The organism is uncultured Chitinibacter sp. (genome assembly GCF_945957625.1).
Lineage (GTDB): Bacteria > Pseudomonadota > Gammaproteobacteria > Burkholderiales > Chitinibacteraceae > Chitinibacter > Chitinibacter tainanensis.
Genome location: NZ_CAMFLP010000002.1, coordinates 246,630 through 268,771, shown reverse-complemented (window position 1 = coordinate 268,771; position 22,142 = coordinate 246,630). Strand labels below are relative to the sequence as shown.

At 58.6% G+C, this 22,142-nt stretch carries 25 protein-coding genes; 14 read left to right on the top strand and 11 right to left on the bottom strand.

What is annotated here, in order from left to right:
- Window positions 1-106: 106 nt before the first annotated feature.
- Window positions 107-592 carry a biotin/lipoyl-containing protein gene (locus tag QV747_RS05125; protein WP_273429287.1) on the top strand — a complete coding sequence of 162 codons (486 nt, stop codon included), beginning with the start codon at window positions 107-109 and terminating at the stop codon, window positions 590-592.
- Here QV747_RS05125 and QV747_RS05120 read toward each other — a convergent pair.
- The 5 genes from QV747_RS05120 to QV747_RS05100 are packed head-to-tail and all read right to left on the bottom strand — an operon-like array spanning window position 548 to window position 5,863.
- A complete protein-coding gene (locus QV747_RS05120; protein WP_273429289.1) occupies window positions 548-1,432 on the bottom strand; it encodes a DUF6999 family protein in 885 nt (294 codons plus the stop codon). The genes QV747_RS05125 and QV747_RS05120 overlap by 45 nt on opposite strands.
- Window positions 1,429-3,330: an iron-containing redox enzyme family protein gene (locus QV747_RS05115; RefSeq protein WP_273429290.1), complete on the bottom strand. Its 1,902-nt coding sequence runs from the start codon at window positions 3,328-3,330 to the stop codon at window positions 1,429-1,431. Before QV747_RS05115 ends, QV747_RS05120 begins: the two co-directional genes overlap by 4 nt.
- Window positions 3,314-4,195 carry a fatty acid desaturase gene (locus tag QV747_RS05110; RefSeq protein ID WP_273429291.1) on the bottom strand — a complete coding sequence of 294 codons (882 nt, stop codon included), beginning with the start codon at window positions 4,193-4,195 and terminating at the stop codon, window positions 3,314-3,316. The genes QV747_RS05115 and QV747_RS05110 overlap by 17 nt, the downstream gene beginning before the upstream one ends.
- Window positions 4,185-4,964: a sterol desaturase family protein gene (locus tag QV747_RS05105; RefSeq protein ID WP_273429293.1), complete on the bottom strand. Its 780-nt coding sequence runs from the start codon at window positions 4,962-4,964 to the stop codon at window positions 4,185-4,187. The genes QV747_RS05110 and QV747_RS05105 overlap by 11 nt, the downstream gene beginning before the upstream one ends.
- A gap of 8 nt (window positions 4,965-4,972) precedes the next feature.
- A complete protein-coding gene (locus tag QV747_RS05100; protein ID WP_273429295.1) occupies window positions 4,973-5,863 on the bottom strand; it encodes an AraC family transcriptional regulator in 891 nt (296 codons plus the stop codon).
- 107 nt (window positions 5,864-5,970) lie between these two features.
- On the opposite strand from QV747_RS05100, the gene QV747_RS05095 reads away from it, so the two are divergent.
- The 4 genes from QV747_RS05095 to QV747_RS05080 all read left to right on the top strand — a co-directional run bounded on the left by QV747_RS05095 (window position 5,971) and on the right by QV747_RS05080 (window position 8,532).
- Entirely contained in the window at window positions 5,971-6,912 is a 942-nt protein-coding gene (locus tag QV747_RS05095) for a phosphotransferase (RefSeq protein ID WP_273429297.1), read from the top strand.
- A gap of 211 nt (window positions 6,913-7,123) precedes the next feature.
- Window positions 7,124-7,483 (top strand): hypothetical protein, encoded by a 360-nt coding sequence (locus tag QV747_RS05090; protein ID WP_273429298.1) that lies wholly within the window; start codon window positions 7,124-7,126, stop codon window positions 7,481-7,483.
- A gap of 3 nt (window positions 7,484-7,486) precedes the next feature.
- Complete coding sequence (locus tag QV747_RS05085) at window positions 7,487-8,077, top strand: hypothetical protein (protein ID WP_273429300.1); 591 nt, start codon at window positions 7,487-7,489, stop codon at window positions 8,075-8,077.
- Between the two features lie 11 nt (window positions 8,078-8,088).
- Complete coding sequence (locus tag QV747_RS05080) at window positions 8,089-8,532, top strand: GNAT family N-acetyltransferase (protein WP_273429302.1); 444 nt, start codon at window positions 8,089-8,091, stop codon at window positions 8,530-8,532.
- Window positions 8,533-8,962: 430 nt separating this feature from the next.
- On the opposite strand, the gene QV747_RS05075 is transcribed toward QV747_RS05080, so the two are convergent.
- Window positions 8,963-9,844, bottom strand: coding sequence for a LysR family transcriptional regulator (locus QV747_RS05075; RefSeq protein WP_273429304.1), 882 nt, complete (start codon window positions 9,842-9,844; stop codon window positions 8,963-8,965).
- Between the two features lie 113 nt (window positions 9,845-9,957).
- On the opposite strand from QV747_RS05075, the gene QV747_RS05070 reads away from it, so the two are divergent.
- Window positions 9,958-10,602 carry an NAD(P)-dependent oxidoreductase gene (locus QV747_RS05070; RefSeq protein WP_273429306.1) on the top strand — a complete coding sequence of 215 codons (645 nt, stop codon included), beginning with the start codon at window positions 9,958-9,960 and terminating at the stop codon, window positions 10,600-10,602.
- A 64-nt stretch (window positions 10,603-10,666) separates the two neighbouring features.
- Here the strand turns inward: QV747_RS05070 and QV747_RS05065 are convergent, their stop codons facing one another.
- Window positions 10,667-11,554, bottom strand: coding sequence for a fructosamine kinase family protein (locus tag QV747_RS05065; RefSeq protein WP_273429308.1), 888 nt, complete (start codon window positions 11,552-11,554; stop codon window positions 10,667-10,669).
- Between the two features lie 180 nt (window positions 11,555-11,734).
- Here QV747_RS05065 and QV747_RS05060 point away from each other — a divergent pair, with 180 nt between their 5' ends.
- Window positions 11,735-12,121 carry a VOC family protein gene (locus QV747_RS05060; RefSeq protein WP_273429311.1) on the top strand — a complete coding sequence of 129 codons (387 nt, stop codon included), beginning with the start codon at window positions 11,735-11,737 and terminating at the stop codon, window positions 12,119-12,121.
- A gap of 196 nt (window positions 12,122-12,317) precedes the next feature.
- On the opposite strand, the gene QV747_RS05055 is transcribed toward QV747_RS05060, so the two are convergent.
- Window positions 12,318-13,220: a LysR family transcriptional regulator gene (locus tag QV747_RS05055; protein WP_273429312.1), complete on the bottom strand. Its 903-nt coding sequence runs from the start codon at window positions 13,218-13,220 to the stop codon at window positions 12,318-12,320.
- Window positions 13,221-13,318: 98 nt separating this feature from the next.
- Between QV747_RS05055 and QV747_RS05050 the strand changes: the two genes are divergently transcribed.
- On the top strand, window positions 13,319-14,134 hold the full coding sequence (locus QV747_RS05050; RefSeq protein WP_273429314.1) for a sugar phosphate isomerase/epimerase: 816 nt from the start codon (window positions 13,319-13,321) through the stop codon (window positions 14,132-14,134).
- Between the two features lie 4 nt (window positions 14,135-14,138).
- Complete coding sequence (locus QV747_RS05045; protein WP_273429315.1) at window positions 14,139-14,747, top strand: nitroreductase family protein; 609 nt, start codon at window positions 14,139-14,141, stop codon at window positions 14,745-14,747.
- A gap of 66 nt (window positions 14,748-14,813) precedes the next feature.
- Here the strand turns inward: QV747_RS05045 and QV747_RS05040 are convergent, their stop codons facing one another.
- The gene (locus QV747_RS05040) at window positions 14,814-15,539 is read right to left on the bottom strand and encodes an MgtC/SapB family protein (RefSeq protein WP_028450615.1); all 726 of its coding nucleotides are present in this window, start codon (window positions 15,537-15,539) and stop codon (window positions 14,814-14,816) included.
- Between the two features lie 212 nt (window positions 15,540-15,751).
- Between QV747_RS05040 and QV747_RS05035 the strand changes: the two genes are divergently transcribed.
- Window positions 15,752-15,955 carry a DUF2061 domain-containing protein gene (locus QV747_RS05035; RefSeq protein WP_028450614.1) on the top strand — a complete coding sequence of 68 codons (204 nt, stop codon included), beginning with the start codon at window positions 15,752-15,754 and terminating at the stop codon, window positions 15,953-15,955.
- A 169-nt stretch (window positions 15,956-16,124) separates the two neighbouring features.
- Window positions 16,125-17,105 carry a TDT family transporter gene (locus tag QV747_RS05030; RefSeq protein WP_273429319.1) on the top strand — a complete coding sequence of 327 codons (981 nt, stop codon included), beginning with the start codon at window positions 16,125-16,127 and terminating at the stop codon, window positions 17,103-17,105.
- On the opposite strand, the gene QV747_RS05025 is transcribed toward QV747_RS05030, so the two are convergent.
- Complete coding sequence (locus QV747_RS05025) at window positions 17,106-18,005, bottom strand: LysR substrate-binding domain-containing protein (RefSeq protein ID WP_034619760.1); 900 nt, start codon at window positions 18,003-18,005, stop codon at window positions 17,106-17,108. It lies immediately after the preceding gene.
- 104 nt (window positions 18,006-18,109) lie between these two features.
- Between QV747_RS05025 and QV747_RS05020 the strand changes: the two genes are divergently transcribed.
- The 3 genes from QV747_RS05020 (at window position 18,110) to QV747_RS05010 (ending at window position 20,735) form a co-directional block, all read left to right on the top strand.
- Entirely contained in the window at window positions 18,110-18,703 is a 594-nt protein-coding gene (locus QV747_RS05020) for an FMN-dependent NADH-azoreductase (RefSeq protein ID WP_273429320.1), read from the top strand.
- A gap of 136 nt (window positions 18,704-18,839) precedes the next feature.
- A complete protein-coding gene (zigA, locus tag QV747_RS05015; RefSeq protein WP_273429322.1) occupies window positions 18,840-20,060 on the top strand; it encodes a zinc metallochaperone GTPase ZigA in 1,221 nt (406 codons plus the stop codon).
- A gap of 57 nt (window positions 20,061-20,117) precedes the next feature.
- A complete protein-coding gene (locus tag QV747_RS05010; RefSeq protein ID WP_052190994.1) occupies window positions 20,118-20,735 on the top strand; it encodes a chemotaxis protein CheD in 618 nt (205 codons plus the stop codon).
- Window positions 20,736-20,867: 132 nt separating this feature from the next.
- Here the strand turns inward: QV747_RS05010 and aroG are convergent, their stop codons facing one another.
- Complete coding sequence (gene aroG / locus QV747_RS05005; protein ID WP_028450608.1) at window positions 20,868-21,938, bottom strand: 3-deoxy-7-phosphoheptulonate synthase AroG; 1,071 nt, start codon at window positions 21,936-21,938, stop codon at window positions 20,868-20,870.
- Between the last annotated feature and the right edge of the window lie 204 nt (window positions 21,939-22,142).

Below are 22,142 nucleotides of genomic sequence, written 5' to 3'. Positions count from 1 at the left end.
GGCGCAGGATTGTTTAATGAATACTGCCTGACGACTATGTGCAGCATAGTCTAGTCGGCAAAGGCCGACATCGTATTGGCGAATATCAAGCCTTGGATAGTAAATAATGACAATGCGCTACACCACGCATCTGATTTGTGCCCCAGAATTACCCGAAGCTGCCGAAGTGGCCGTGTTTCACGTGAAACCGGGCCAGCAAGTAGCCGCGGATACCTGCCTGATCACCTTGCTGGCTGCCGATCAGGAATGGCCGGTGCTGGCGCCCGAGGCCGGACAAGTCAGCAGTTTGATGGTCGAGTATGGCGATTTCGTGAACAGCAATGATTTATTGCTGATGATGGAAATCGCCGAATTGCCCACCGGCGATTTACTGCTGCCTGCCGATGAATCTGACGCAGCGCCAAGCGCCGCGCCCGCCAGCCCTCCGCTATTGGCGGTCAGCCCCGCTGCCGCCACCTTGGCGGCCAAGCTGGGGCTGGATTTGAGCCAGCTGCAAGGCGTGGCCGTGATTGATGAAGCCGCGGTTTATGCCTTTGCACGGCAGGAATTAGCCCTGCTCGCCCGCCTGCGCCAGCTCTTGCTCCGCCCGTAGCCGGCTGAGCAGGCAGTGCAGCATTTCGGTGGATAAGCCATGCAGCACCAGCCGGTGGCCGGCGCGCAGGGTGGATAGCGGCACCAGCGGATGCTTGTTATTCAATAGCAGCAGGTGTTGGGGGGTATTGAGAATCGTGGCGGCGTACACCCCCATGGTTTCATCCAGCTGCAGCGAGTTGGCCGCGCGCCAGAAATCATTGTCAGTCAGAAAGAGCTGATACACCGGGGTGAAAATCTCGATCGCTGTTTGTAGATCAATCCCATTCAGCCGCCCCTGCGGCATATCGGCCAGCGCCAGCGGCGGCTCGCTAATCATGCTGAAATCCACCGGATTTACTGGTGCCAGCGTTTGGTCGCTGGCTTGCAGCGCCTGATTTAAGCGAATCACAAAATTGAATAGGTTCAGGTCGTGCTTGAGAAACAGCTCGTCTTCCAGCGCATCGATGTCAGCGGGCTTGAGTGGCGATAGGGGCACTTCCACCGGCGCATTGCGGGCCACAAACTCGATGATCTGCGCGCCCAAGTGAAAATGGCGCAAGATCAGCCAGTTGGCCTCGGGCGAAACAAAACCCTTCAGCCCCCACACCAGAATACGGTGCAAGAGCTTGGAGGCGGCCCAATTTTTCGGCAGCACGATTTTGCATAGCTGAATCACAATGATCAGCAGCCGTGCCAATGGCCGCACCAGCGGCAGTAGATATTGCCGCGAGGGCGAGGCCGAATCCGTCAGCCACGCGCGCTTGACCGGCTCGGGCAACGGGGTGCTCTGGTCGAGATACAAGGCCTGCCAGGGGTTAGGGTCGCGGGGGTCGTGCGGTGCATCCAGAAAATGGCTCATACCGGCTCCTGAATATGGTCAAATTGCATTAAATACAGCTGCGCGGTGCGGCGCGCCGTGGCGTAGATGGCGTCGGCGGCCTCGGGGGCTAAGGCCAAAGTGATCTCCACCGCGGCCAGCCAGCGTGCCAAGTGGTGCTCGTCATTGGTGCCGTGATATTCCAAAAAGCGAAAGGCTTGTGGTGGCAGTGCCACTTGCTGGCGCAACAGCGGCAATAGCGCCGGCACAATGCGCTGGCCGGTGCCTTCGATGATATAAATCGCCCCCAGTAGCCCCACCGGATTGGGCGTGGCAGCCAGAGCGTGCAAATAGCTATTGAGCGCCTCGCCGCCGGGATTACGCCGCAGCGCATCCAATGGCTGAGTGCCGCCAGCGGCTTGATAATCCTGATACAGAATCTGGAAATCATTTTGCTCATCGCTGGCGTGCAGATCAATCAGCGCGCCCAACGCAGCAAAATCGCCGTCAAGCGAGGCCGCGGCTTCGCGCATCCAGAGGCTACCCTCTCGCACTTGCGGCACCCATTGCGCAGTCCAGTTGCGATAGGCTGCCACATCAAAACGTCCACTAACCAGTTGATGAATCACCGGCGTGCGCCACACTGATGAGCGATAGTCCTGCCATAAACTAGCCAGCCGGCCGAGTAATGGCTGCAAGGGCTCGGGCGCTTCGCTCGGATTGTGTGGTGCCTGGATGTTAGGGGTATATAGCTGGGGTGATTCTAACGTATTGGTTGCAGCCTGATACTCGGGCTGGGTATTGGTGTCGCTGCTGGCATCTTCCACTTCAAATAGCATAAACGCGGCGCTAATGCGGCCCGACTCGGGGATAAAGCAGAATATCTTCTCACCGGCGCGCAGGGTTTTTTGCTGCAAAAACTCGGCCAGCATAATAAAAATCGAGGCCGCCCCGGTGTTGCCCCGGCTGCTCAGATTGCTATACCAGCGCTCGGCCGGGATGGTGAGGCCCGCCTTGGCCAGCAGCTCTTCCACCACCGGCATAAATTTGGCCGAGGAATAATGGCAGAGGAAATGATCGACCTGCGTCGAGTGAATCCAGCCCTGGTCAACCAGCTTGACGTATTCATGAATGCAAACATCAAATAGATGCGGCAGCAGGCGGATATCCTGGCGCAAAGCCAGCGCCCCCGCGGCTTCGGCCTCGGATGAAGATGGAAAATCCAGAAACGACGTACTGCGATCTTCGGTCAGCCCCAGCTGCATACACACTGGGTAATCACCGGCAAAACTCTTTTGGTGGATCCATTTCAGCTTGATGCGCAAATTGCCCTGATGCACAAAGGGTTGGCGGGAGAGCTGCAGCGCCCCGGCGCCATCCGAGAGCATCCAGCGCAAAAAATGCGCATCAAAATCGCTTTGATAGCCGCGCGGAGCAAAGCGCGAGCGTTTGAACATCCGCGACGGCATTTCGGCCGCTACCGCCAGCGCATGCTGCTGCGCGCCCAGCTCGATTTGCTGCGCGGCAAATTCGATTGCGGTCACGCCCGCGGCGCAAACGCCCTGGCTGGAAAGCGTTTGCATCGGTGGCGCGCCCAGCTCGCCCTGCAGCATATTGGCAAAGCCCGGCATCAGCGCATCGCCGCCCGATGAGCCCATCGTGAGCAAGCCAATCTCGCTTAAGGGGGTGTTCGACTGGGCGAGGCAAGCCTGCACCGCCTGCGCGGCCAGCTGAGCGTGGCTAAAGCGGGTATGGCCGTCGGCATCAATGGCGTAGTGCCGGGTTTGAATGCCGTTTTCGGCCAAAATGCGCTGCTTGATCCGCCCCGAAATGCGGTTTAGCGGGGCGATATAGGCATCCATTGCGTGGTTATCCACCGGCTCACCCGGTAGAAAATGGCTGGCGGCGGCCAGATAAACGTGGTCAAACTGAATCGGCATGCGGTGTTCCTGTGGTCATCAGACTACGGCTGCGCCAGCGAGGGTGCAGCAGGCTAAGTAGATAAGTGCGCCCCATATAGGCCAGCAAAGGGCCGGCATTGAGCGCAGGGTGAATTTGCTGGCGATAGTGGGCATGCAGCTGCGGCAGGCTCGACCAATGCGCGCGCAGATGACGATGATGGGCGGTATGCAGGCCGATATTAAACAGCAGCGGGTTTACCCAACCCTCGAAATTACGGGCGAAATTCAGCGCTGAATGCCCATCGGCATGCGCGTGTTGCAGGTAATTGGTAGCCAGTAACCAGTGCAGGCCATGCAGTTGCGGCAGCAGCACCAGCCAGAACATTTTTTGCGCATCGATCAGCGCCAGCGTGCCCCACAGCAGCAGCACAATGGCGTATTGCAGCAGGCAATAGCGAAATGCGCCGGCATGGCGCTGCTGCAGCTGGCGCAGCCAGCGGATAAACAAGGGGTACAACACCCAGCTCGCCTGTAGCGGATGCAGCAAATAGCCCAGTAAATGATTGGTATCACCGCCAAAACGATAGGTGCGGGCGACGTCTTGCGGGCCGTGATGGTAGCGGTGGTGGTTGGCGATATGTGCCGGGTAAAACACAAAGGTCGGGTGACCCTGCAGGGCGGTTATCCACAGATCGGTCAGGCGGTTTAGGCGCTTGCTGCGCCACATTTTGCGGTGGGTGTGATTATGGTGAATCACCCCCACCCCGAGGGTGAGAAACAGCACCAACCCATAGACCACCGCCGTTAGCGCCCAGTGCATAGGTACGTGCCATAGCAGTGCCACCAGCAGCGGCTGGGCGAGCAGATAGGCCACCGACTGCCAATCACGCCGATTAAGCAGCATCGCCCTGCTCTGCTTTGGCCAGCGCACGGCGGATTTTCTCGGCGGCGGCATCGGGCGGCAAATCGGTGCCGAGCCAGCGATCCATAAACGGAAACATAAAGCCGTAATTGCCGTGGTAGCAGGCGTGGTGCAAATGATGGCGGCGGGCGCCATTGAGCCACCAGCGGTCATGCTGGTAATCGGGCAGAAAATCGTAATTGGAATGACCGATGTTATTAAAAATAATACTGAACACCGGCACCATCATCAGCGAATATACACTGAAATCATGCACCACCATCGGCAGCAAAATCACATTGCCCAGCATCATGGCTTCCAGCGGATGCAGGCTGTAGGTGGCCCACGGCGTTGTCACCACCGAGCGGTGATGCGGCAAATGAAAGCGCTGCAGCCAGCGGGTGTGCAGCAGCCGGTGGTTGAGGTAAAAATGGATTTCGTTCCAGATAATCAGCGCCAGCATTTCCAGCGCAATCTGCCCGGCGCTGGCCTGCGGCGCCAGCCGGGCCCAGCCCAGCTGCAACAGCCCCCACGGAAACACCATCCCCGCCCCGAACAGCAACACCACCAGCGCCGAATGGCGCAGCTCACGGCGGATTTGCCCGGCCGGAATCGGGCGCGGGTCTAGCCGCCCGCCGTAGCCCAAGGCGGGCAGCAGCCATTGGCTTAGGGCGTGATTGAGCGCCCCAAAGCCCAAATACAGTGCCGCAAAAAACAGCACCCCCACGGCCATCATGCCGTACCAGCTAATGTCATAAAAGAACGCAGTCATGCCGGGTATTACGATCCTTCGGTAGGGGCGCGGCTGGGTTTCTGGTGCGGGCTTTGGCTGGGCGAATAGCCAAAATATTGGCGAAACCGCCGCGAAAAGCTGGCTACTTCCTGATAGCCAACCAGACTGGCGACCTTGCCCACCGGTAGGCCGCTGGCGAGTAGCTCACGGGCTTTTTGCATGCGCAACACAAACACCTGTTGCCCGGGCGGCATGCCCAGATGCTGCAGACACAGGCGGTGCAAATGCGCCGGGCTGATGTGTAGCTGACTGGCTAGGGTATCCAGCGGCCAATCGCGGGCCAGCTCGCGCGCTACGGCGTTGAATAAAGCTTGTAGCTGCTGCGGCCAGCCGGGGCTGGCTTCGCTCGGGCCCACGGCGCGCTCCAGCTGCTGGCACAGCAACTCTAGCGCAGGCATTACCAGGGTATAGCTCTGGCGGTCATTGCTGTATTGGGCTTCACGCTGATACATGGATACAGCATCGTGCAGCGCCCAGCCATGCGGGTTGGGTTTAACGTAGCAGTGCGCGGCATTCAGATGCGCCCAGCGCGGCTCATCGCGCAGCAGAAACCACACCAGATGCATCGGCTCGTCGCCGGTGCGGCGAAAACCGCGCTGCCCGCGGGCGGGCTGCATTGCCAGCTCGCCAGCCTGAAAGGGCCAGGTGTGGTCGCCTTCAAATAATTCACCACTGCCGCCAAGGCAAAATAGCAGTACATGAAAATTGGCATCAATGCGCTCGATTTCGGTATGGCCGCGCGCTTCGGAAATCCCGCACATAAACAGCCCACGTTCGCGCATGGGCGGGTGCGACGGCTGATGAAACACGTGCGCGCCCACCAGGCGGTTCCAGCCCTGGTCGTCACAATCAAACCGCTCGTAGTAAATCAATGCCATCCCCACGCCCCGCAGGTGATTTTTGGACAAATCGCAGGTGATCTTCGAGCATTCCCGCTGGGCTGGCAAGCTGTTTAAATTGATTGATTCAGTTCGAGGTCATGCCGATGTCAGTTCCTGAGCTTGATGCCGCCATGGCGGCCTATGCCCACGTTGCGCAGGCGCATTACCAGCAGCTGTATGGTGCTGAGGCGCAGGTGGTGCATGCGGTGCAGGGCTTTTATGGTTGTGCCGTGATCTTGGCCGGCGCGGCTGGCGAAGTGGTGCTCAAATTCAGCTGGCAGCCCGGCCGGGTGGCCAAAGAGCTGCGCGGGCTGGCGCGGCTGACGCCCCACGCAACTGTCGCGATGCCCACGCCGCTTTGGCAGGGCGTATTGGCGGTGGGCGAGCGCGAATGCGAAGCCCTGCTGCTTAACCGCCTGCCCGGTGTTGCCCCGTGGGATGTGCCTAGCCCCTGGCCGCAACCCGAGCGCGCGGCGGCGGCAGTGGTCGCCTTGCTCGCGGCGTGGCATGCCCAAACTGATGCGCGTGGCTTTGAAGGCCCCGCTGGCGAGTTTTATCCCACGCTGTTGCCGGCCTTCGAGGCCTGGACCGCGCCACTGGCCGCTTATGTCGCCGACCCGCATTCCCCGTTCCCCCCCGCGCAGCGGCAAGCCTTGCTGGAGCTCTGGGCGCAGCGCGCGGCCATCTTGGCGCCGCTGGCCGGTATGCCCTCCAGCTTGGTGCACGATGACCCGCATGCGGGGAATTTTCTGTTCTCGCCCACCAGCGGGGAGCTGCTGGCGGCGTTAGACCCGTGCGATGTGGCGTACCGACATCGTGAGCAAGATATTTTCCACCTCGCCGATGTGGCGCCGCAGCTGGGCTTATTGGAGGCGTATTTAGCCCAATACACCCCGCCAGCCGGCTTTGAAGCGCGGCGCTGGTTTTTCTCGCTGTGGGATGACGTGAAGCACAGCCAGAATCTGCAGTGGTACGACGAAGCGTGGTTTGCCGACAAACTGGCCCGCTACGAGCAGTCCTGCGCGGATCTCGCCCTGGCGGGTTAATCCGCTGCAGGCTGCTGACAAAGTGAAAACTACGATTTTCAAGTCTCGGCAAAGCCGAGCCTAGGAAATAAGGGCGTGAAACTAGCAGCCTTTATGTTTTATTCCCACCCCTCCCGTCCCCTCCTTGAGGGGAGTCTCGCTTTGCGAGTGGGGTTTGTCATCAATCTGTGGCGGGTTAATCCGCTGTTTTTTACTCAAAAGGAGTAAACCCATGCAAACCATCTCACTGGCAGGTACTTGGGAATTAGTACGTGGCGAAATCGCCGAGCCCGGCCAGGCGCCGCAGCCCTACGATATGCAGCGCCTAAGCGCGCGCAAAGTACTCTCGGCCACCGGCTTTGCCTTTATCACCCTGCAAGATGGGCAGTTTTACAGCGCTGGCAGTGGCAGCTATACGCTGCAAGATGGCCATTATGTCGAAACCATTGCGCTCGCCAGCTGGGGCGCCAGTGCGGGCACCCAGTTTGCCTTTCGCTCCCAGCTCACCGCCACGGGTGAATGGCAGAACGAGCGCTTTGGCGAGCAAGGCGAGCGGCTGGAATTTGAAATCTGGCGGCGGGTCGCGGGGTAAAACATGGCTGATTTAATCGTGATCTTTGGCCCCGGTGCGGTGGGTAAAGCCAGCGTGGGGCAAGCTCTGGCAGAAAAGACGGGGTTTCGCTTATTTCATAACCATCTAACGACCGACCCGGTGGCCCAGCTTCTGGGCTGGGATCATCCGCAGTTTCAAGATTTAAGCTGGTCTTTGCGCATGCAGCTGTTTCGCGCCGCGCTGGCCGATCAATCGCATCCGGGCGTGATCTTTACTTTTGTCTGGGCGTTTAATGTGGCTGAGGACGGTGAGCAGATGGCCGAGCTACGTGAATTATTTTTGTCGCACAGCCGCCGCGTGCGCTTTGTTGAGCTGAGCGCCGATTTAGCCACGCGCATGGCGCGCGAAGGTACGCCTCAGCGCTTGCAGATGAAGCCGGCCAAGCGTGATGTGGAATGGGCTCGTAATTATTTGCTGCATGCCGCCGAGCATTACCAAGACCAAAGTCTGGGCCAATTTCCTTGGCCCGACGATTGGATGCTGATCGACACCGAGCAATGCCAGCCAGCGCAGGCCGCCGAGCGCATTATCGCGCAATGGCCGGCGCTATTTGCTGCGACTGAAACGGCGTAAGCGAGAATTGCATGCACGATGAATTAGTGTTTCGCACCGACTTATCCACGCTCGATTGGCCGCGCATTACGGCGTGGTTGGCGGCGAGTTATTGGTCGCCGGGGATTAGCCAGTTTTACGTCGAGCAAGCCGCGCGCGCTTCAACGGTGGTGATTGGCGCGTTTATTGGTGGGCAGCAAGTGGGCTACGCGCGCGTGATTAGCGATACGGTGCGCTTTGCTTATTTAGCCGATGTGATCGTCGATGAAGCGTATCGAGCTAGGGGTATATCAAAGAGGATGATTGCCAGATTGATGTCTGAGCCCATACTAGCCAATGTATCGCGCTGTTTTTTGCAAACTGGCGACGCGCATGGCTTGTACAAGCAGTTTGGATTTATTGAATACCCAACGCCAGAACGCATGATGGTGCGCGATAACCCGGCGGGGCTCGACTTCACCGCCACACCGGCGTAACGCAATTTATACCGGCTTGCCCACTGCTTATACAGATCAGGCACACACCAGACCCACAGCAAGCACACAGCTTGCCCAGTGGTTGCCCACAAAATTATCCACAGCAAGGGTGAGGCAACTTTACCCCTACCCTGAGCGAGTTTTGCCATGCACCGATCGATTCGCAGATGCGGCTGGCAAAAATTCACTGGCGGTCTATAACTGCGGGCAAGCGGGCGAGTTTAAGCGCCTGCCTTGGCTGATCTGGTCTGCTTGCCAAGCAAATCCGTGATTCGCGCGGTTCTAAATCGTGGGGCTAGGCTTGGAAAACCCGATTTTGCTGGCGTGGAATTCGGTGTTTTGGCATTTGGCGAGTTGGCCTTTGCTGGTTCTGCTGGCTGTGGATAAGTTTTGTGGATAAAAAGTCGCGCTAATATAGGCTTTTAGCGCATTACTGGGCCAACTGCGCTTGCAGCGCCTCGATGGCGTAGCGCACTTTGGCCGGCTGCGCCTCGCGCCGCGGTGTAACGGCATAGATGGCAATGGCGGGTAAACGCCATTCCGGCAGCACCACGCTCAGGCGCCCAGCCTGAATCGCCGCCCGCACTTCGGGCTCAGGCTGAATCGCCATCCCCATGCCCGCCAATACAAATTCACGCGCCGACACGATGTTATTGCTGCGGATGCGCGGCGTGAGCGTCGGCTGCACCACCCGCCCATCGGGGTGAAAGAAAGCGAAATCATGCCGCCCGGCTTCAATCGCAATCCAATCGAGCTGACTAAGCTGATCGGGATGCTGTATCGGCGCTTGGCGCGCCAGATATTGCGGCGCGGCCACCAGCACATTGGGCCAGTCGGTGAGATGGCGGGCGATCAGGCTAGAGTCTTTTAGCTCGCCCGCGCGCAGCGCCAGATCAATGCGGTTAGCCACCAGATCAATCATCTCGTCGTGAAAAAACAGCCGCAGTGATAATTTAGGGTGCAATTTCAGTAGCGGCGCCAGTGCCTGGCTGATCAAAGGGCCGGCAAAACCGGTAGGCGCAGACAGGCGCAGCTCCCCTACCGGCGCGTCGCGTAGCTCGTTAATCCGCTGCTCGGCCAATTGCGCCGCCGCCAACATATCGGCGCAGCCCTGATAAAACACGCTGCCCGCTTCGGTGAGGGTGAGCTTGCGCGTAGTGCGATGTAAGAGCGTGACATTGTGCTGTGCTTCAAGTTTGCTGAGCTGCTGGCTCACCGCCGAGGGCGTCATCCCCAGCGCCTTGGCGGCGGCATTCATCGAGCCCAGCTCAACCACGCGGGCAAAAATCGCCATGCGGCGTAATGCTTCCATATTGGGCCTATTGTTTAGATTAACTAAAGAATGAATGCTATTTTTGGCGGATTATCAGCGGATTAGCAAGGGAATATGATGGCTGCACTGTTTAATTGATCTGGAGAAACACAATGAAAATCGCTTTGATTGGTGCAACTGGTTTTGTAGGCTCAGCAGTATTGCAAGAACTGGCGCAACGCGGGCATACCGTTACCGCGCTGGTGAGCAATGTAGCCAAAGTGCCGGCGCTGCCGGGTGTGAATGCCCGCGCAAGCAATGCCTATGATGCAGCCGATATCGCCGCCGCCGTGGCCGGCCACGATGCGGTGATTTCGGCCTTTAACCCAGGTTGGGGCAAAGAAGATATTCAGGCGCTGTTTGTGCAAGGCCACAATGCGATTGTGGCGGGCGTTAAAGCCGCCGGTGTGCAAAGCTTTCTGGAAGTGGGCGGCGCCGGTAGCTTGTATATCGCGCCAGGCCTGCAAGTGATTGATACGCCCGAATTTCCGGCTGAATGGAAAGAAGGCGCGCTGGGTGCCCGCACGGCACTGAACCTGCTGCGCGAAGAAACCGCACTGAACTGGCGCTTTGTCTCACCACCCGTATTCCTCGCTCCAGGCGAGCGTAGCGGCCAATACCGCTTGGGTGGCGATGACGTCTTGTTCGCCGGTGAGCAGCCCGCCGGCATTTCCGTGGCCGACCTTGCGGTGGCGATTGTGGATGAAATCGAAACACCAAAACACAGCCGCCAGCGTTTTACTGTGGCCAGTATGTAATCCGGCTAAGCTAGTCATCAAGCAAAACGGGGGCATCGCCCCCGTTTTTTATGCACTGTACGGCTTATGCCGCCATCCGTAGCAAGCTAGCGATCATCTGCCGCGCTTGCCCTGCGTAGCCGCTGCCGAATAAATTCACATGGTTCACGATGTGGTACAAGTTATACAGCGTTTTGCGCTGCGCGTAGCCGGCATCAATCGGCCATGCCGCATGATAGGCGGCGAGAAAGCGTGGGCCGAAGCCACCGAATAGCTCGGTCATGGCCAGATCACACTCGCGGTCGCCAAAGTAACACGCTGGGTCAAAAATCACCGGCGTACCATCCGCCAGCACCGCCGCATTACCGCCCCACAAATCGCCATGCAGCAAGCTGGGCTGCGGCGTGTAATCGCGAAAAAACGCGGGGATTTTATCCAGTAGCTGTGCGCCCGCCGCGCCAAAATCACAGCCATTTTGCCGCGCTAATTTAAACTGCGGCAGCAGCCGCTCCTCGCGCCAGAAATCCACCCAGCTATCGTGCCAGCGATTACTTTGCGGCGTGCTGCCGATGGTGTTATCCATTTCCCAACCAAAGCGAGGCGCGCCAATTGGGGTAATGCGATGCAGTTGGGCCAGCGCCTGCCCCATGGCGGTGGGGTCGGGTGATCCCGATAGCGGCAAATACTCCAACACCAACCAGGCCTGCCCATCGCTCACGCCATGCACAACGGGTTGCGGCACGCGTATCCCCGCGCTGAGCGCCGCCAGCCCTGCCGCCTCGGCCACAAACATGCCATGCAGCGCGGCGCGATTGAGCTTTACAAAAAACTGCCGCCCACCCGCCGCTCCATCACTCAACACCCGCGCCTGATTAATACAGCCCCCACCCACACTGCGTTGCTGTTTCACGTGAAACGGCTGGCCGGTGGTGGCGGTGATGGCGGATTCGATCGCAGTAATCAAATTGGGCATGCTATTCGGTTCCAACAAAAGGTGGAGGCCTTGATTGTAGTGCGAGAGCATTGAGCGGTTTTTGCGTCAGGCTAAGCAGTGGGGATAAATCGCACGGCAAACCTTGTTTTTCACATGTGCGCCCACTCATAATTACCGTTCGCTGACTCTGTTTTATTGGCATTCAAAAGGAAAAATCGAATGAAAAGTAATCCAGTTGCGTGGTTTGAAATTTATGTTCAAGACATGGCCCGTGCCAAGGCATTTTACGAAGCGGTATTCCAAGGCTCATTAGAGGAATTGAAGAGTCCTGATCCCGAAGGGTTTCCTGAGATGGAAATGTGGGCATTTCCAATGTCAATGGAAGACTCTGGTGCCGCTGGCGCACTCGTAAAAATGGCGGGCTGCCCATCTGGCGGCAGCACGATGGTTTATTTCGCGTGTGAGGATTGTGCCGTGGAGGCCGAACGAGCAGCAGCCAACGGCGGCGAAATCTTCAAGCACAAAATGTCGATTGGCGAGCATGGTTTTATTGCGATGGTGGTCGATACCGAAGGCAATATGATTGGCCTTCATTCAATGCAATAAGTGCATTTCTTATGCCCCGAGGCTTTGTTGCACATCGCTGCGGACAATCGGCAAGGCGGCGGGCGTTAACAACACCGCGCCCGATTGCCTATTGCCGCTTCTTCCACGCTCGACGCTGTTTTTCTATATGTGACTATGTATTGCTCTGTAAGCCAATTTTGAATTGGCATTGGCCTATATACCCTAAGTAGGTATGTTAATTTTCTGGCGCTTCCGCTTTGAAATCTGTTTGCTGCAACCAGCTCACCAGCCGTTCGATTTTCACACTGCCGCGCTGTGAGGTTCGATAGAGCAGATGAATCGGCCATGGCTGCGGCCAATATTCGGGCAGGACGGGGATCAGCTCGCCGCTGGCGAGTACGTCGCTCAGGAGTAGTGCGGGTTGAAAAATCAGCCCTAGCCCAGCCAGAGCCGCGGCACGCAGGGCCTGGCTGTCGTTGCTGCAAAGCCGAGATTGCACCGGCCAGCGCTGGTGATCGCGCAGGGTAATTTGCACATCGTGCGGTCGCTCATCCCAGACTTGATGTTGCATTAATTGGTGGCGGTTCAGCTCGGATGGATGGCTTGGCATACCGTGTTGAGCTAGATAGCTGGGGGCGGCGGCTAGCACCAATTGATAGTCGCCCAGCCGGCGGGCAATGAGCGCCTCGTTGTGCACTGGGCCGATGCGTACAGCCAAATCAAAATCTTCTTCCAGTAAATCCACCGGTCGGTTGTTGAGCTGCAGATCAAGGCTGAGCTGTGGATATTGCGCCATAAACGCCATGAGCCGTGGCGCCAGCCACAGGCTGCCCAGTGTACGTGGCGCGCTAATGCGCAGACGGCCGCTGGGCTGGATTTGTTGTGCCGCCAGTAGCTGGTCGGCATGCTGTACTTGCGCCAGCACGAGCTTGCATTGCTGGTAATAGCTTTGCCCCTGTGCAGTGAGGCGCTGTTTGCGGGTCGTGCGCTCGATCAACACTGCGCCCAGTGCGTGCTCTAGCTGCTGAATATGTTTACCTACCATCACCGCCGAGATGCCCAGCCGCTCAGCTGCCAGGGTGAAATTGCCAGCTTCGGCCACGCTAACCAACACCGCCATTGCGCGCAATTTGTCCACAATTACTAACCAAAAATAAGTAATTAACAAATTATACCGATATTTATTCCGGTTTTTGTTTGGAGAATACTGCACACATTCCATCCACGAGTGCTGTTATGTTTACTTTGGCCTGTACCACCCGACCGTGGCAGAGTCTGCCCTTGCCTGCGGCGCTGACGGCGATCGCTGCTGCCGGTTTTACTGAGGTGGGCCTTATGTACCAGGCGAGTGCTGAAGGTTGGCAAGTGCCGGTGCATGGCGCTAGTAGCGAGCGAGAGCGGTGGGCTGTGCAGCAGCTGTTGGCTGATGCGGGCTTGCAAGTGCCGCTGCTCTTGGCTGAAACGCGGTTGGGATTGGGTCTGGCGGCCGCCAGTCTGCGCTATGCCCGATTGATCGAGCATGCCGCTGCGCTGGGGGTTAGCACGCTGCTGGATTTGGGCTGCGAGCCAGCGCAGCGGTCAGCTTATTTAGCGCTGATGCAGTCGGTATTGCCGCTGGCCGAAGCGGCTGGGCTCGTGATTGCAATTAAGCCCCACGGGGGTATTAGTCAGACGGCTAATGATTTATTGAGCTTACGCGACATACTGGGCAGCAAAGCGTTTTGCTTTAGTTTTGATCCGGGCAACTGGCTGTATTACGGCGGAGCGGAAGTGCCCTTGCAAGCGTATCTGCAGCAGCTGGCTCCGGCCATCGATCACTTCATCCTGAAAGACTGTCAGTTTGGTCCTCGTGGCCCCGATGTGGCGGTGCAGCCGGGGCACGGGATAGTGGATTTTCCTGCGCTACTAACCCAATGGCAGGCACTTACGGATGGCGGCCGGCTGTATCTGGAATGCCTGTCGCCCGGCTCCCCTGCCGAATTGCACACCCAAGCACGCGCCGTACAGCACTGGCTACGGCAGTGTTTATCCACCTACACCATCACGGAGTAAAACCATGTTGCCCACCCTGCTGCAAGAGCGTATTTCCTGCAATTATTTTGACCCGGATTTCGAACTGAGCCCCGCCCAGCTACAGACATTGATTGCGCTGGCTACGCAGGCACCCAGTGCTTACAACGCACAAAACTGGCGCTTTATTGCTGTGCAAAGCGCCGCGGCCAAGGCGCGGCTCTTGCCCCTAGCCTACGGCCAGCAGAAAGTGGCTGATGCGGCGGTTACTTTTATTATTTGCGGGCAAATGGGGTTTCATTCCGAGCTGGCCAACACGCTGCAACCCGCCGTTGCGGCAGGTATTTTAAGTAGCGAGCTGCAGCAGTTGATGGTGCACTATGCCACCGAGGGCTATCAGGCACAGCCGCAGTTGCAGCGCGATGAAGCCATCCGGTCCGCCTCGTTGGCGGCGATGGCATTGATGCTGGCGGCGCAGCACCACGGCTGGGCTAGCTGCCCGATGATCGGGTTTGATGCAGTCGGGGTAAGAGCTGAATTCGGTCTGGCTGAGCATGAAGTGCCGGTGATGTTGTTGCCGGTTGGTCGCGCTGGCGCGGGCAATTGGCCGCGAAAACCACGTAAGCCTGTGGCTGAGGTGCTACTGACGGTCTAGGGTATCGCCATGAAGCAGTCTATTTGAAGAAGATCTGCTGCAATACCTGGTGTGGGTATTGTCTATTTAATCAATCGTACTCAAGCTCCAGAACGCTTGCTTCACCTGCGGATCAAGCCTGAGGGTATCCACCAGCTGATCCAGCTCGCGGCTATCCAGTGAGGTGGGGAGCAGTACGGCTTCGATTTCGATTTCGTCGCCATCAAAGGGGGCGATATCCACATCATGCAGCGGAAACTGGGCGGCGGCGCAGGCGTATTTGATTTGGGCTAGTAGCTCTTTGCGCTGTTGCCGTGGGCCGATGACATGCACGGTGTAGGTGGCTTCCACTTCGGTATCGAGCGGCTGGCGGTTGATGCGGTTCACCATCGGGCGCAGCAGCGTGTTGGCGGCCAGCACAAAGCCGGTGGCCAGAATGGCTTCGGCGATCAGATCGGCACCGGCGGCGCAGCCAATGGCGGCCGAGCCCCACAGGGTGGCGGCGGTGTTGATGCCGCGTACATTGCCTTCTTCGCGCATGATGGCGCCCGCGCCCAGAAAGCCCACCCCAGATACTACGTAGGCGATTACCTGCAGCGGGCTGGGCGAGCCGCCATACAGCTGGTGAAACCGCATGGCGATATCCACAAAAATGGCGGCACCCACGCAGACCAGTACATTGGTGCGCAGGCCGGCCGTGCGCTGGCGCACCTGGCGCTCTAGCCCCACAAGGCCACCCAGAATAAATGCGGTGGCAAGGCTGATCAGGCTATCGAGTAGCGATGCCCAATCCAGATTCAAAATGCTGTGCATACCCTCACCTTATCAGTAACAAATGGCAAAACAATGACTTGGCGTGCGTGGCCGTCAGTGTAGCTGGCGTGGGGCGCGGCGGCGCGGCAGTTTTACCGCGCATTGCTAATGGCTATCGAGATCAGAAAAACAATCAATTAGATCTATCATTTGCGACTCATTATCATTACTTCAATTCAAGACATTGGCCGAGCGGCCGCAAGGAGCGCATCATGCTTAAAACCATTACTTTCGCGATTGTGCATTTCAGTGTGGCTTTCACCGTGGCCTATCTGCTGACCGGCAGCTGGGGCGTGGCAAGCGCGCTGGCCTTAATCGAGCCGATGGTGAATACCGTGGCGTATTTCTTCCACGAAAAAGCCTGGGATGCATACCGCGCGGCGCAAAGCGTGGGCCGCAGCCTGCGCCTGGGTTAAGGCGATGTGGCGATTTTGCTGAGGGTATAGCCAGCTAATCATTATTTGATAGTGTTTAGCTGGCTATACCCTTGGCGGTATTTTGGCTGCTGGCGGATTGTGCATAGTTGCGTCGATATATTGTCATAATAGATAGATAATAAATTATCGATCTGTTTTGGAGATAATCATGGCGCTGCAACTTTCGCAACAAGCCGGTGGCTGGTGCCGGCAATTACCTACCCCACTGGCCGGGTTGGCGCTGGGGATTAGCGGCTTGGGCATGTGTCTGGATTTTGTGCTGCAGGCCAATGGGCGGCTCGAGCTGGTCACGATGACGCTGGCTGCGCTACTGCTGCTGGCGCTCGCCACGCGCTTTACGCTGGATTTACCGTCGCTGGGCAATGATCTGCGCCACCCGGTGGTGGGCAGCGTGGTGCCCACGTTTGCGATGGCGCTGATGGTGGTGAGCCATGGCCTCAGCCTGCTGCATGCCGATCTGGGCACGGCGGTGTGGGTGCTGGCGATTGGGCTGCATGGCTGGTTTCTGGCGCAGTTTATCCGTCACCGCCGGCAGGAATTCGCCATGCATCATATGGTACCAAGCTGGTTTGTGCCGCCGGTAGGCATTGCCGTGGCGGCGGTGAGCTGGTCGGGCACCGTGGGTAGCTGGAGCTATCTGCTGGCCTGGGGCTGTATGGCGTTTGCGCTGGCCTGCTATGCCATCATGCTGCCGTGGATGTTTTACCGGCTGATTTTTCACCCCACGATTCCCGAAGGCGCGCAGCCCACGATTGCCATCTTGGCCGCGCCAGCTAGCCTCACGCTGGCGGCCTATCTGCGCGTCGCCACCGACCCTAGCCCGCTGCTGGTGATGATCTTGCTGGGGGTGGCGGTGACGATGACGCTGATTGTGTACGTGGCCCTGCTGCATCTGTTGCGCTTGCCGTTTACCCCCGGCTTTGCCGCCCTCACCTTCCCGCTGGCGATTGGCGCCACCGCGCTGTTTAAAGTGCAGGCCTTTTTTATCGATTGGGCACTGCCGGGCGATATTATCTTGCAGGTACAAACGTTGGCGCGGATCGAGCTGGCGATTGCCACCGTGGTGATTGGCTATGTGGCGGTACGCTATGCCATTTGGCTGGCCAAGCTGCGCGGGGCCGCGCAGTAATCAGCCCAGCGTTTCCACCAGCAGATCGAGCAAGGCCCGCACCGCGGGCGATAAGCCCCGCTGGCTGACATACACCGCCTGCAAATAGCTGGGCGGGAAATGCCAGTCGGGTAAAACTTCCACCAGCGTACCGGCGGCCAACTCGGCCGCAACGTTTTCCCGCGGCATCATGGTCACGCCCAAGCCATCCAGCGCCGCCTGCCGGCGCAAGCCAAAATGCTCGGTAACTAAGCGGGGCGGCAAGCTAAATTCGCGCACTTCGCCCTGGGCATTCATCAGCCGCCAGTGAATGCGCTGATCCGCGCCCACCACGCCCAGAGCCGGCGCCATCGCCAGCGCGCCGGGGGTGAGTATGCCGCCCAGCTGCTGCACCAGCGCGGGGCTAGCTACCAGCACCGCATAGGCCGGGCGCAGGCGCCGGGTGGCCCATTGCGGGTCTTCATCATCGGTAGTGCGTACCCGCAGCGCCACGTCGATGCCTTCTTCCAGTAGATCGACTCGCCGCGCAGTGGCCACGGTTTCGAGTACCACTTTGGGGTGTTGCAGAATAAAGCGCTGCAGCATTTCGGTGAGGCGATTGAGTAATTCAGCCGGCGCCGATAGCCGCACTCGCCCAGCCGGCTCGGCAAGCAAGCTGGCGGCCACCCGCTCGGCGGCTTCGCCCTCGCGCAAGATGGTTTGGCAATGGCTGAGAAACTGTTGCCCGACATCGGTGAGCGTGAGCTTGCGCGTGCTGCGCTGTAACAGCCGTACCCCAAGCCGGCTTTCCAGTGCGGCAATGCGCCGCGATAACCGCGACTTGGGGATGCCAATGTGGCGTGCCGCAGCCGAAAAACCGCCGCAATCCACCACGCGGGCGAAATAGACATAATCATTAAAATCGGCACAGATTGGTTGCATAGATAGAACAATCCTTCCCAGATTTACTAACTAGTGCCAATTTTGCATCGAATATATTCTGTGTCCATCAAAACTTAAATGCGCCCCGCGCAAAGGACACCACCATGAATATCCTGCATCTTGATTCCAGCATCCTGGCCGACCATTCTGTTTCGCGCCAACTGACCCGCGAAGTCGTAGAAAGCATTCGTCTGGCGGAAAGCAGCGTGAATGTGGTTTACCGCGATTTGGCTCAGCATGCACTGCAACTGGATGGCGCGCTGCTGGCGGCCAAAGGTACGCCGGCCGAAAGCCGTAGCGCCGAGCAAGCCGCGCAAGTACGTGAAGCCGAAGCGGTGATGGCCGAGTTTCTGGCGGCCGATACCTTGGTGATTGGCGCACCGATGTACAACTTCTCGATCCCCAGCCAGCTCAAAGCCTGGATCGATATGATCAGCGTGGCCGGCGTAACCTTTAAATACGGCGCCAATGGCCCGGAAGGCCTGGCCGGTGGCAAACGCGCCGTGATCGTGGCCACCGCCGGTGGTCAGCATGCCGGCACCCCTACCGGGATTGCCCATGTGGATTATCTGCGCGTGCTGCTGGGCTTTTTGGGCATCACCGATATTCGCGTCATCACCGCCGAAGGCCTGGCGATGGGCCCGGATGTGCGTGACCCCGCGCTGGCACAAGCCCGCCAGCAAATCGGCACCCTGTAATCGAATATTGTCGAAAATCCTCCCTGTTTTGGCCGGTTGCTCACCGGCCATTTTTTTGGCTCTATATGCAACATAGTTGCGCAACTGAGTTGCGTTTAATTATGATGGCCGTTTTCAGTGCAACAGGAAAACCGCCATGTCGCAAAAACTTCCGGTCACCGTTTTATCCGGCTTTCTGGGCGCCGGGAAAACCACTTTGCTCAATCACGTGCTGCGCAACCGCGAAGGCTTGCGGGTGGCGGTGATTGTGAATGATCTCTCCAATGTAAATATCGATGGCGAGCTGATCCATCAGGGCGGCTTTCGCCGCGGCGAAGAGCGGCTGGTGGAAATGAGCAATGGCTGCATTTGCTGCACGTTGCGCGAAGATTTGCTGCAAGAAGTGGCCCAGTTGGCGCGCGATGGCCGCTTTGATTATCTGCTGATCGAATCCACCGGCATTGCCGAGCCGCTGCCGATTGCCGAAACCTTCACCTTCCGCGACGAACAAGGCCAATCGCTGGCCGATCTGGCCCAGCTCGATACCATGGTCACGGTGGTGGATGCGTTTAATTTTCTGCGTGATTACGCCAGTAGCGAGCTGTTGGCCGAACGCGGCGGCAGCGCCGGCGAAGACGACGACCGAACGCTGGTTGATCTGCTGATCGAGCAGGTGGAGTTTTGCGATGTGCTGGTGATCAGCAAGCCGGATTTGGTCAGCGCCGAGCAGCTGGGCCAGCTGCAGGGCATTCTGGCGGCGCTGAACCCGCGTGCAGTGCAGCTTGTGGCCGAGCAAGGGCAAGTGCCGTTACCGGCGATTTTGGGCACCGGGCGCTTTGATTTTGCCGAAGCCGAAAACGCCCCCGGCTGGTTGGCCGAGCTGCGCGGCGAACATCTGCCAGAAACCGAGGAATACGGCATCAGTAGTTTTGTCTGGAACGCCCGTGCCCCACTGCATCCGCAGCGCTTCTGGGCTTTGATCAATCGCGAATGGCCGGGCGTGATTCGCTCGAAGGGGTTTTTCTGGCTCGCCAGCCGGCCTGAATTTGCCGGTAGCTGGTCGCAGGCGGGCGGGGCTTGCCGGCATGGCGCTGGTGGCTACTGGTGGGCGGCCACGCCAGAAGAATACTGGCCCAGCGATGAAGAGAGCCAAGCCGAAATCCGCGCCAACTGGGACCCGCTGTATGGCGATCGCCGCCAGCAGCTGGTGCTGATTGGCTGTGGTATGGATGAAGCCGCGCTGCGTGGGCAGCTGGATGCTTGCCTGCTCACCCCGGCGGAGCTGAGCAGCGGCAGCTGGCGCGCCCTGCCCGACCCCTTCCCGCGCTGGGGCGAGGTGAGCGACGAAACCGCCCAGACAGCGCCGGCGCTCGCCTAAGGCAAGGCTGGGTGGGCTGGCCTATAGTAAAGCGGTTCTCCCACCCGTATGCCGCCAATGAAATGGGTTCATTACGATACGCCCGGTGAAACGGTCGACCAGCGCGCTTGCGATCTGCGCCAGCTGGAAATCCGGGCGCATAATCTGCTGGCCGGCGAAGTGGCCGTGCACCGCCATCACCCGATCAAGACCACGCTCGGCTCGTGCGTGGCCGTCTGTTTGCACGACCCCGAGCTGCATCTGATCGGGATGAATCATTTTCTGGTGCCCCTGAAACATTCCCAAGATGATGAAGCCGGCTATCTGTCGGGGCTGACCTCGATGGAAGTGCTGCTCAATGCCATGCTCAAAGCCGGCGCCATGCGTACGCGCCTGCAGGCCAAGGCCTTTGGTGGTGGTGATTTGCTCAATCTCTCGCTGCAATTCAGTATGGGGCGCAAAAACATGCTGTTTGCCGAGCGCTGGCTGGCGGCGGAAGAAATCCCGCTGGTGGCGTGTGACTGGGGCGGCGCTTGGGCGCGCAAGGTGATTTTGGAGCCACGGCATGGCGATGTGTATTGCCAGCGGCTGGCCGTGGGTCAGCGCGACAATATGCAGGCGCTGGCGGCGCGCGAAAAAGCGCTGGCCGAGCGTTTGCTGGCGGCCGAAACGCAGCCACGGATCGATTATTTCTAGCGCGGATTGGTTTTTTCTGCGCAGTGAGATGGCGCAGCTAGTGCCGCAAAAAATAAAAGGGTATTGCCCTGTGCGCCTTGCAAATGAATGCTTGGCGGGCAATACCCTTGATGAAAGAATGGCGCGGAGCGCTTACACGTTCACTTTTTTCAGTGCGCGACGGGTGGCTACGGCATTGGCCAGATCGGCCAGCAGTTTTTCCGTGTCGGCCCAACCGATGCAGGCATCGGTAATCGATTGGCCGTAGCACAGCTCTTTGCCGCTGTTGTCGTCCTGGCGGCCTTCCACCAGATGGCTTTCTACCATCACACCAAAGATCGCCTCGTTGCCGCCGCTGACTTGCGCGCAAACGTCGTTACAGACTTCCATCTGGCGACGATAGTCTTTGCGGCTATTGGCGTGGCTGAAATCGACCATGATTTTCTGTGCCAGACCGGCGGCAGCCAGATCGGCCGTGGCGGCGCGCACGTGGTTTTCGTCGTAGTTAGGCTCTTTACCGCCGCGCAGAATCACGTGGCAATCCGGGTTGCCGCCGGTGGCCACAATCGCAGAATGACCATATTTGGTCACCGACAGGAAGTGGTGTGGCTGGCTGGCTGATTTGATAGCGTCGAAGGCGATTTTCAGATTGCCATCGGTGCCGTTTTTAAAGCCTACCGGGCAAGACAGGCCAGACGCCAGCTCGCGGTGCACTTGTGATTCGGTGGTGCGCGCGCCAATCGCGCCCCAGCTCATCAGATCGGCCACATATTGCGGGGTGATCATATCGAGGAATTCGCCGGCGGTTGGCAGGCCGGTGTTGTTCAGATCCACCAGCAACTTACGCGCAATGCGCAGGCCTTCGTTGATATTGAAGCTGCCATTGAGGAACGGATCGTTGATCAGGCCTTTCCAGCCCACGGTGGTACGCGGTTTTTCGAAATACACGCGCATCACGACTTCCAGCTGGTCTTTGTAGACTTCGCGCAGTTTCAGCAGGCGCTCGCCGTATTCCAGCGCTGATTTGGTGTCGTGAATCGAACAGGGGCCGATGATGACCAGTAGGCGGTCGTCTTCGTCGTTCAGGATGCGGTGAATCGCCTGCCGGGTTTCAAACACGGCGGTCGACGCGGTTTCGTTAACAGGATATTTTTCAATCACCGCCACCGGGGGCAGTAATTCTTTAATTTCACGGATGCGTACGTCGTCGGTTTGGTAATGCATGGTCGTCCCTGCGGCAAAATTGCAATCGAAGTATTGTCTTAGAGTGCTGCTCGCCCTTGGTCTATAGCAAGATACCCTGGTACGGTATATTGGGGCGCGATCTCAACATCACGGTGGTGTGTCGGTGACTGCCGCGGTGGTTATCGCGGCGCGTCTGTGGCTGAGTAGATCAACAGTCAGCAGTCAGATGCAATCGGTGATTGC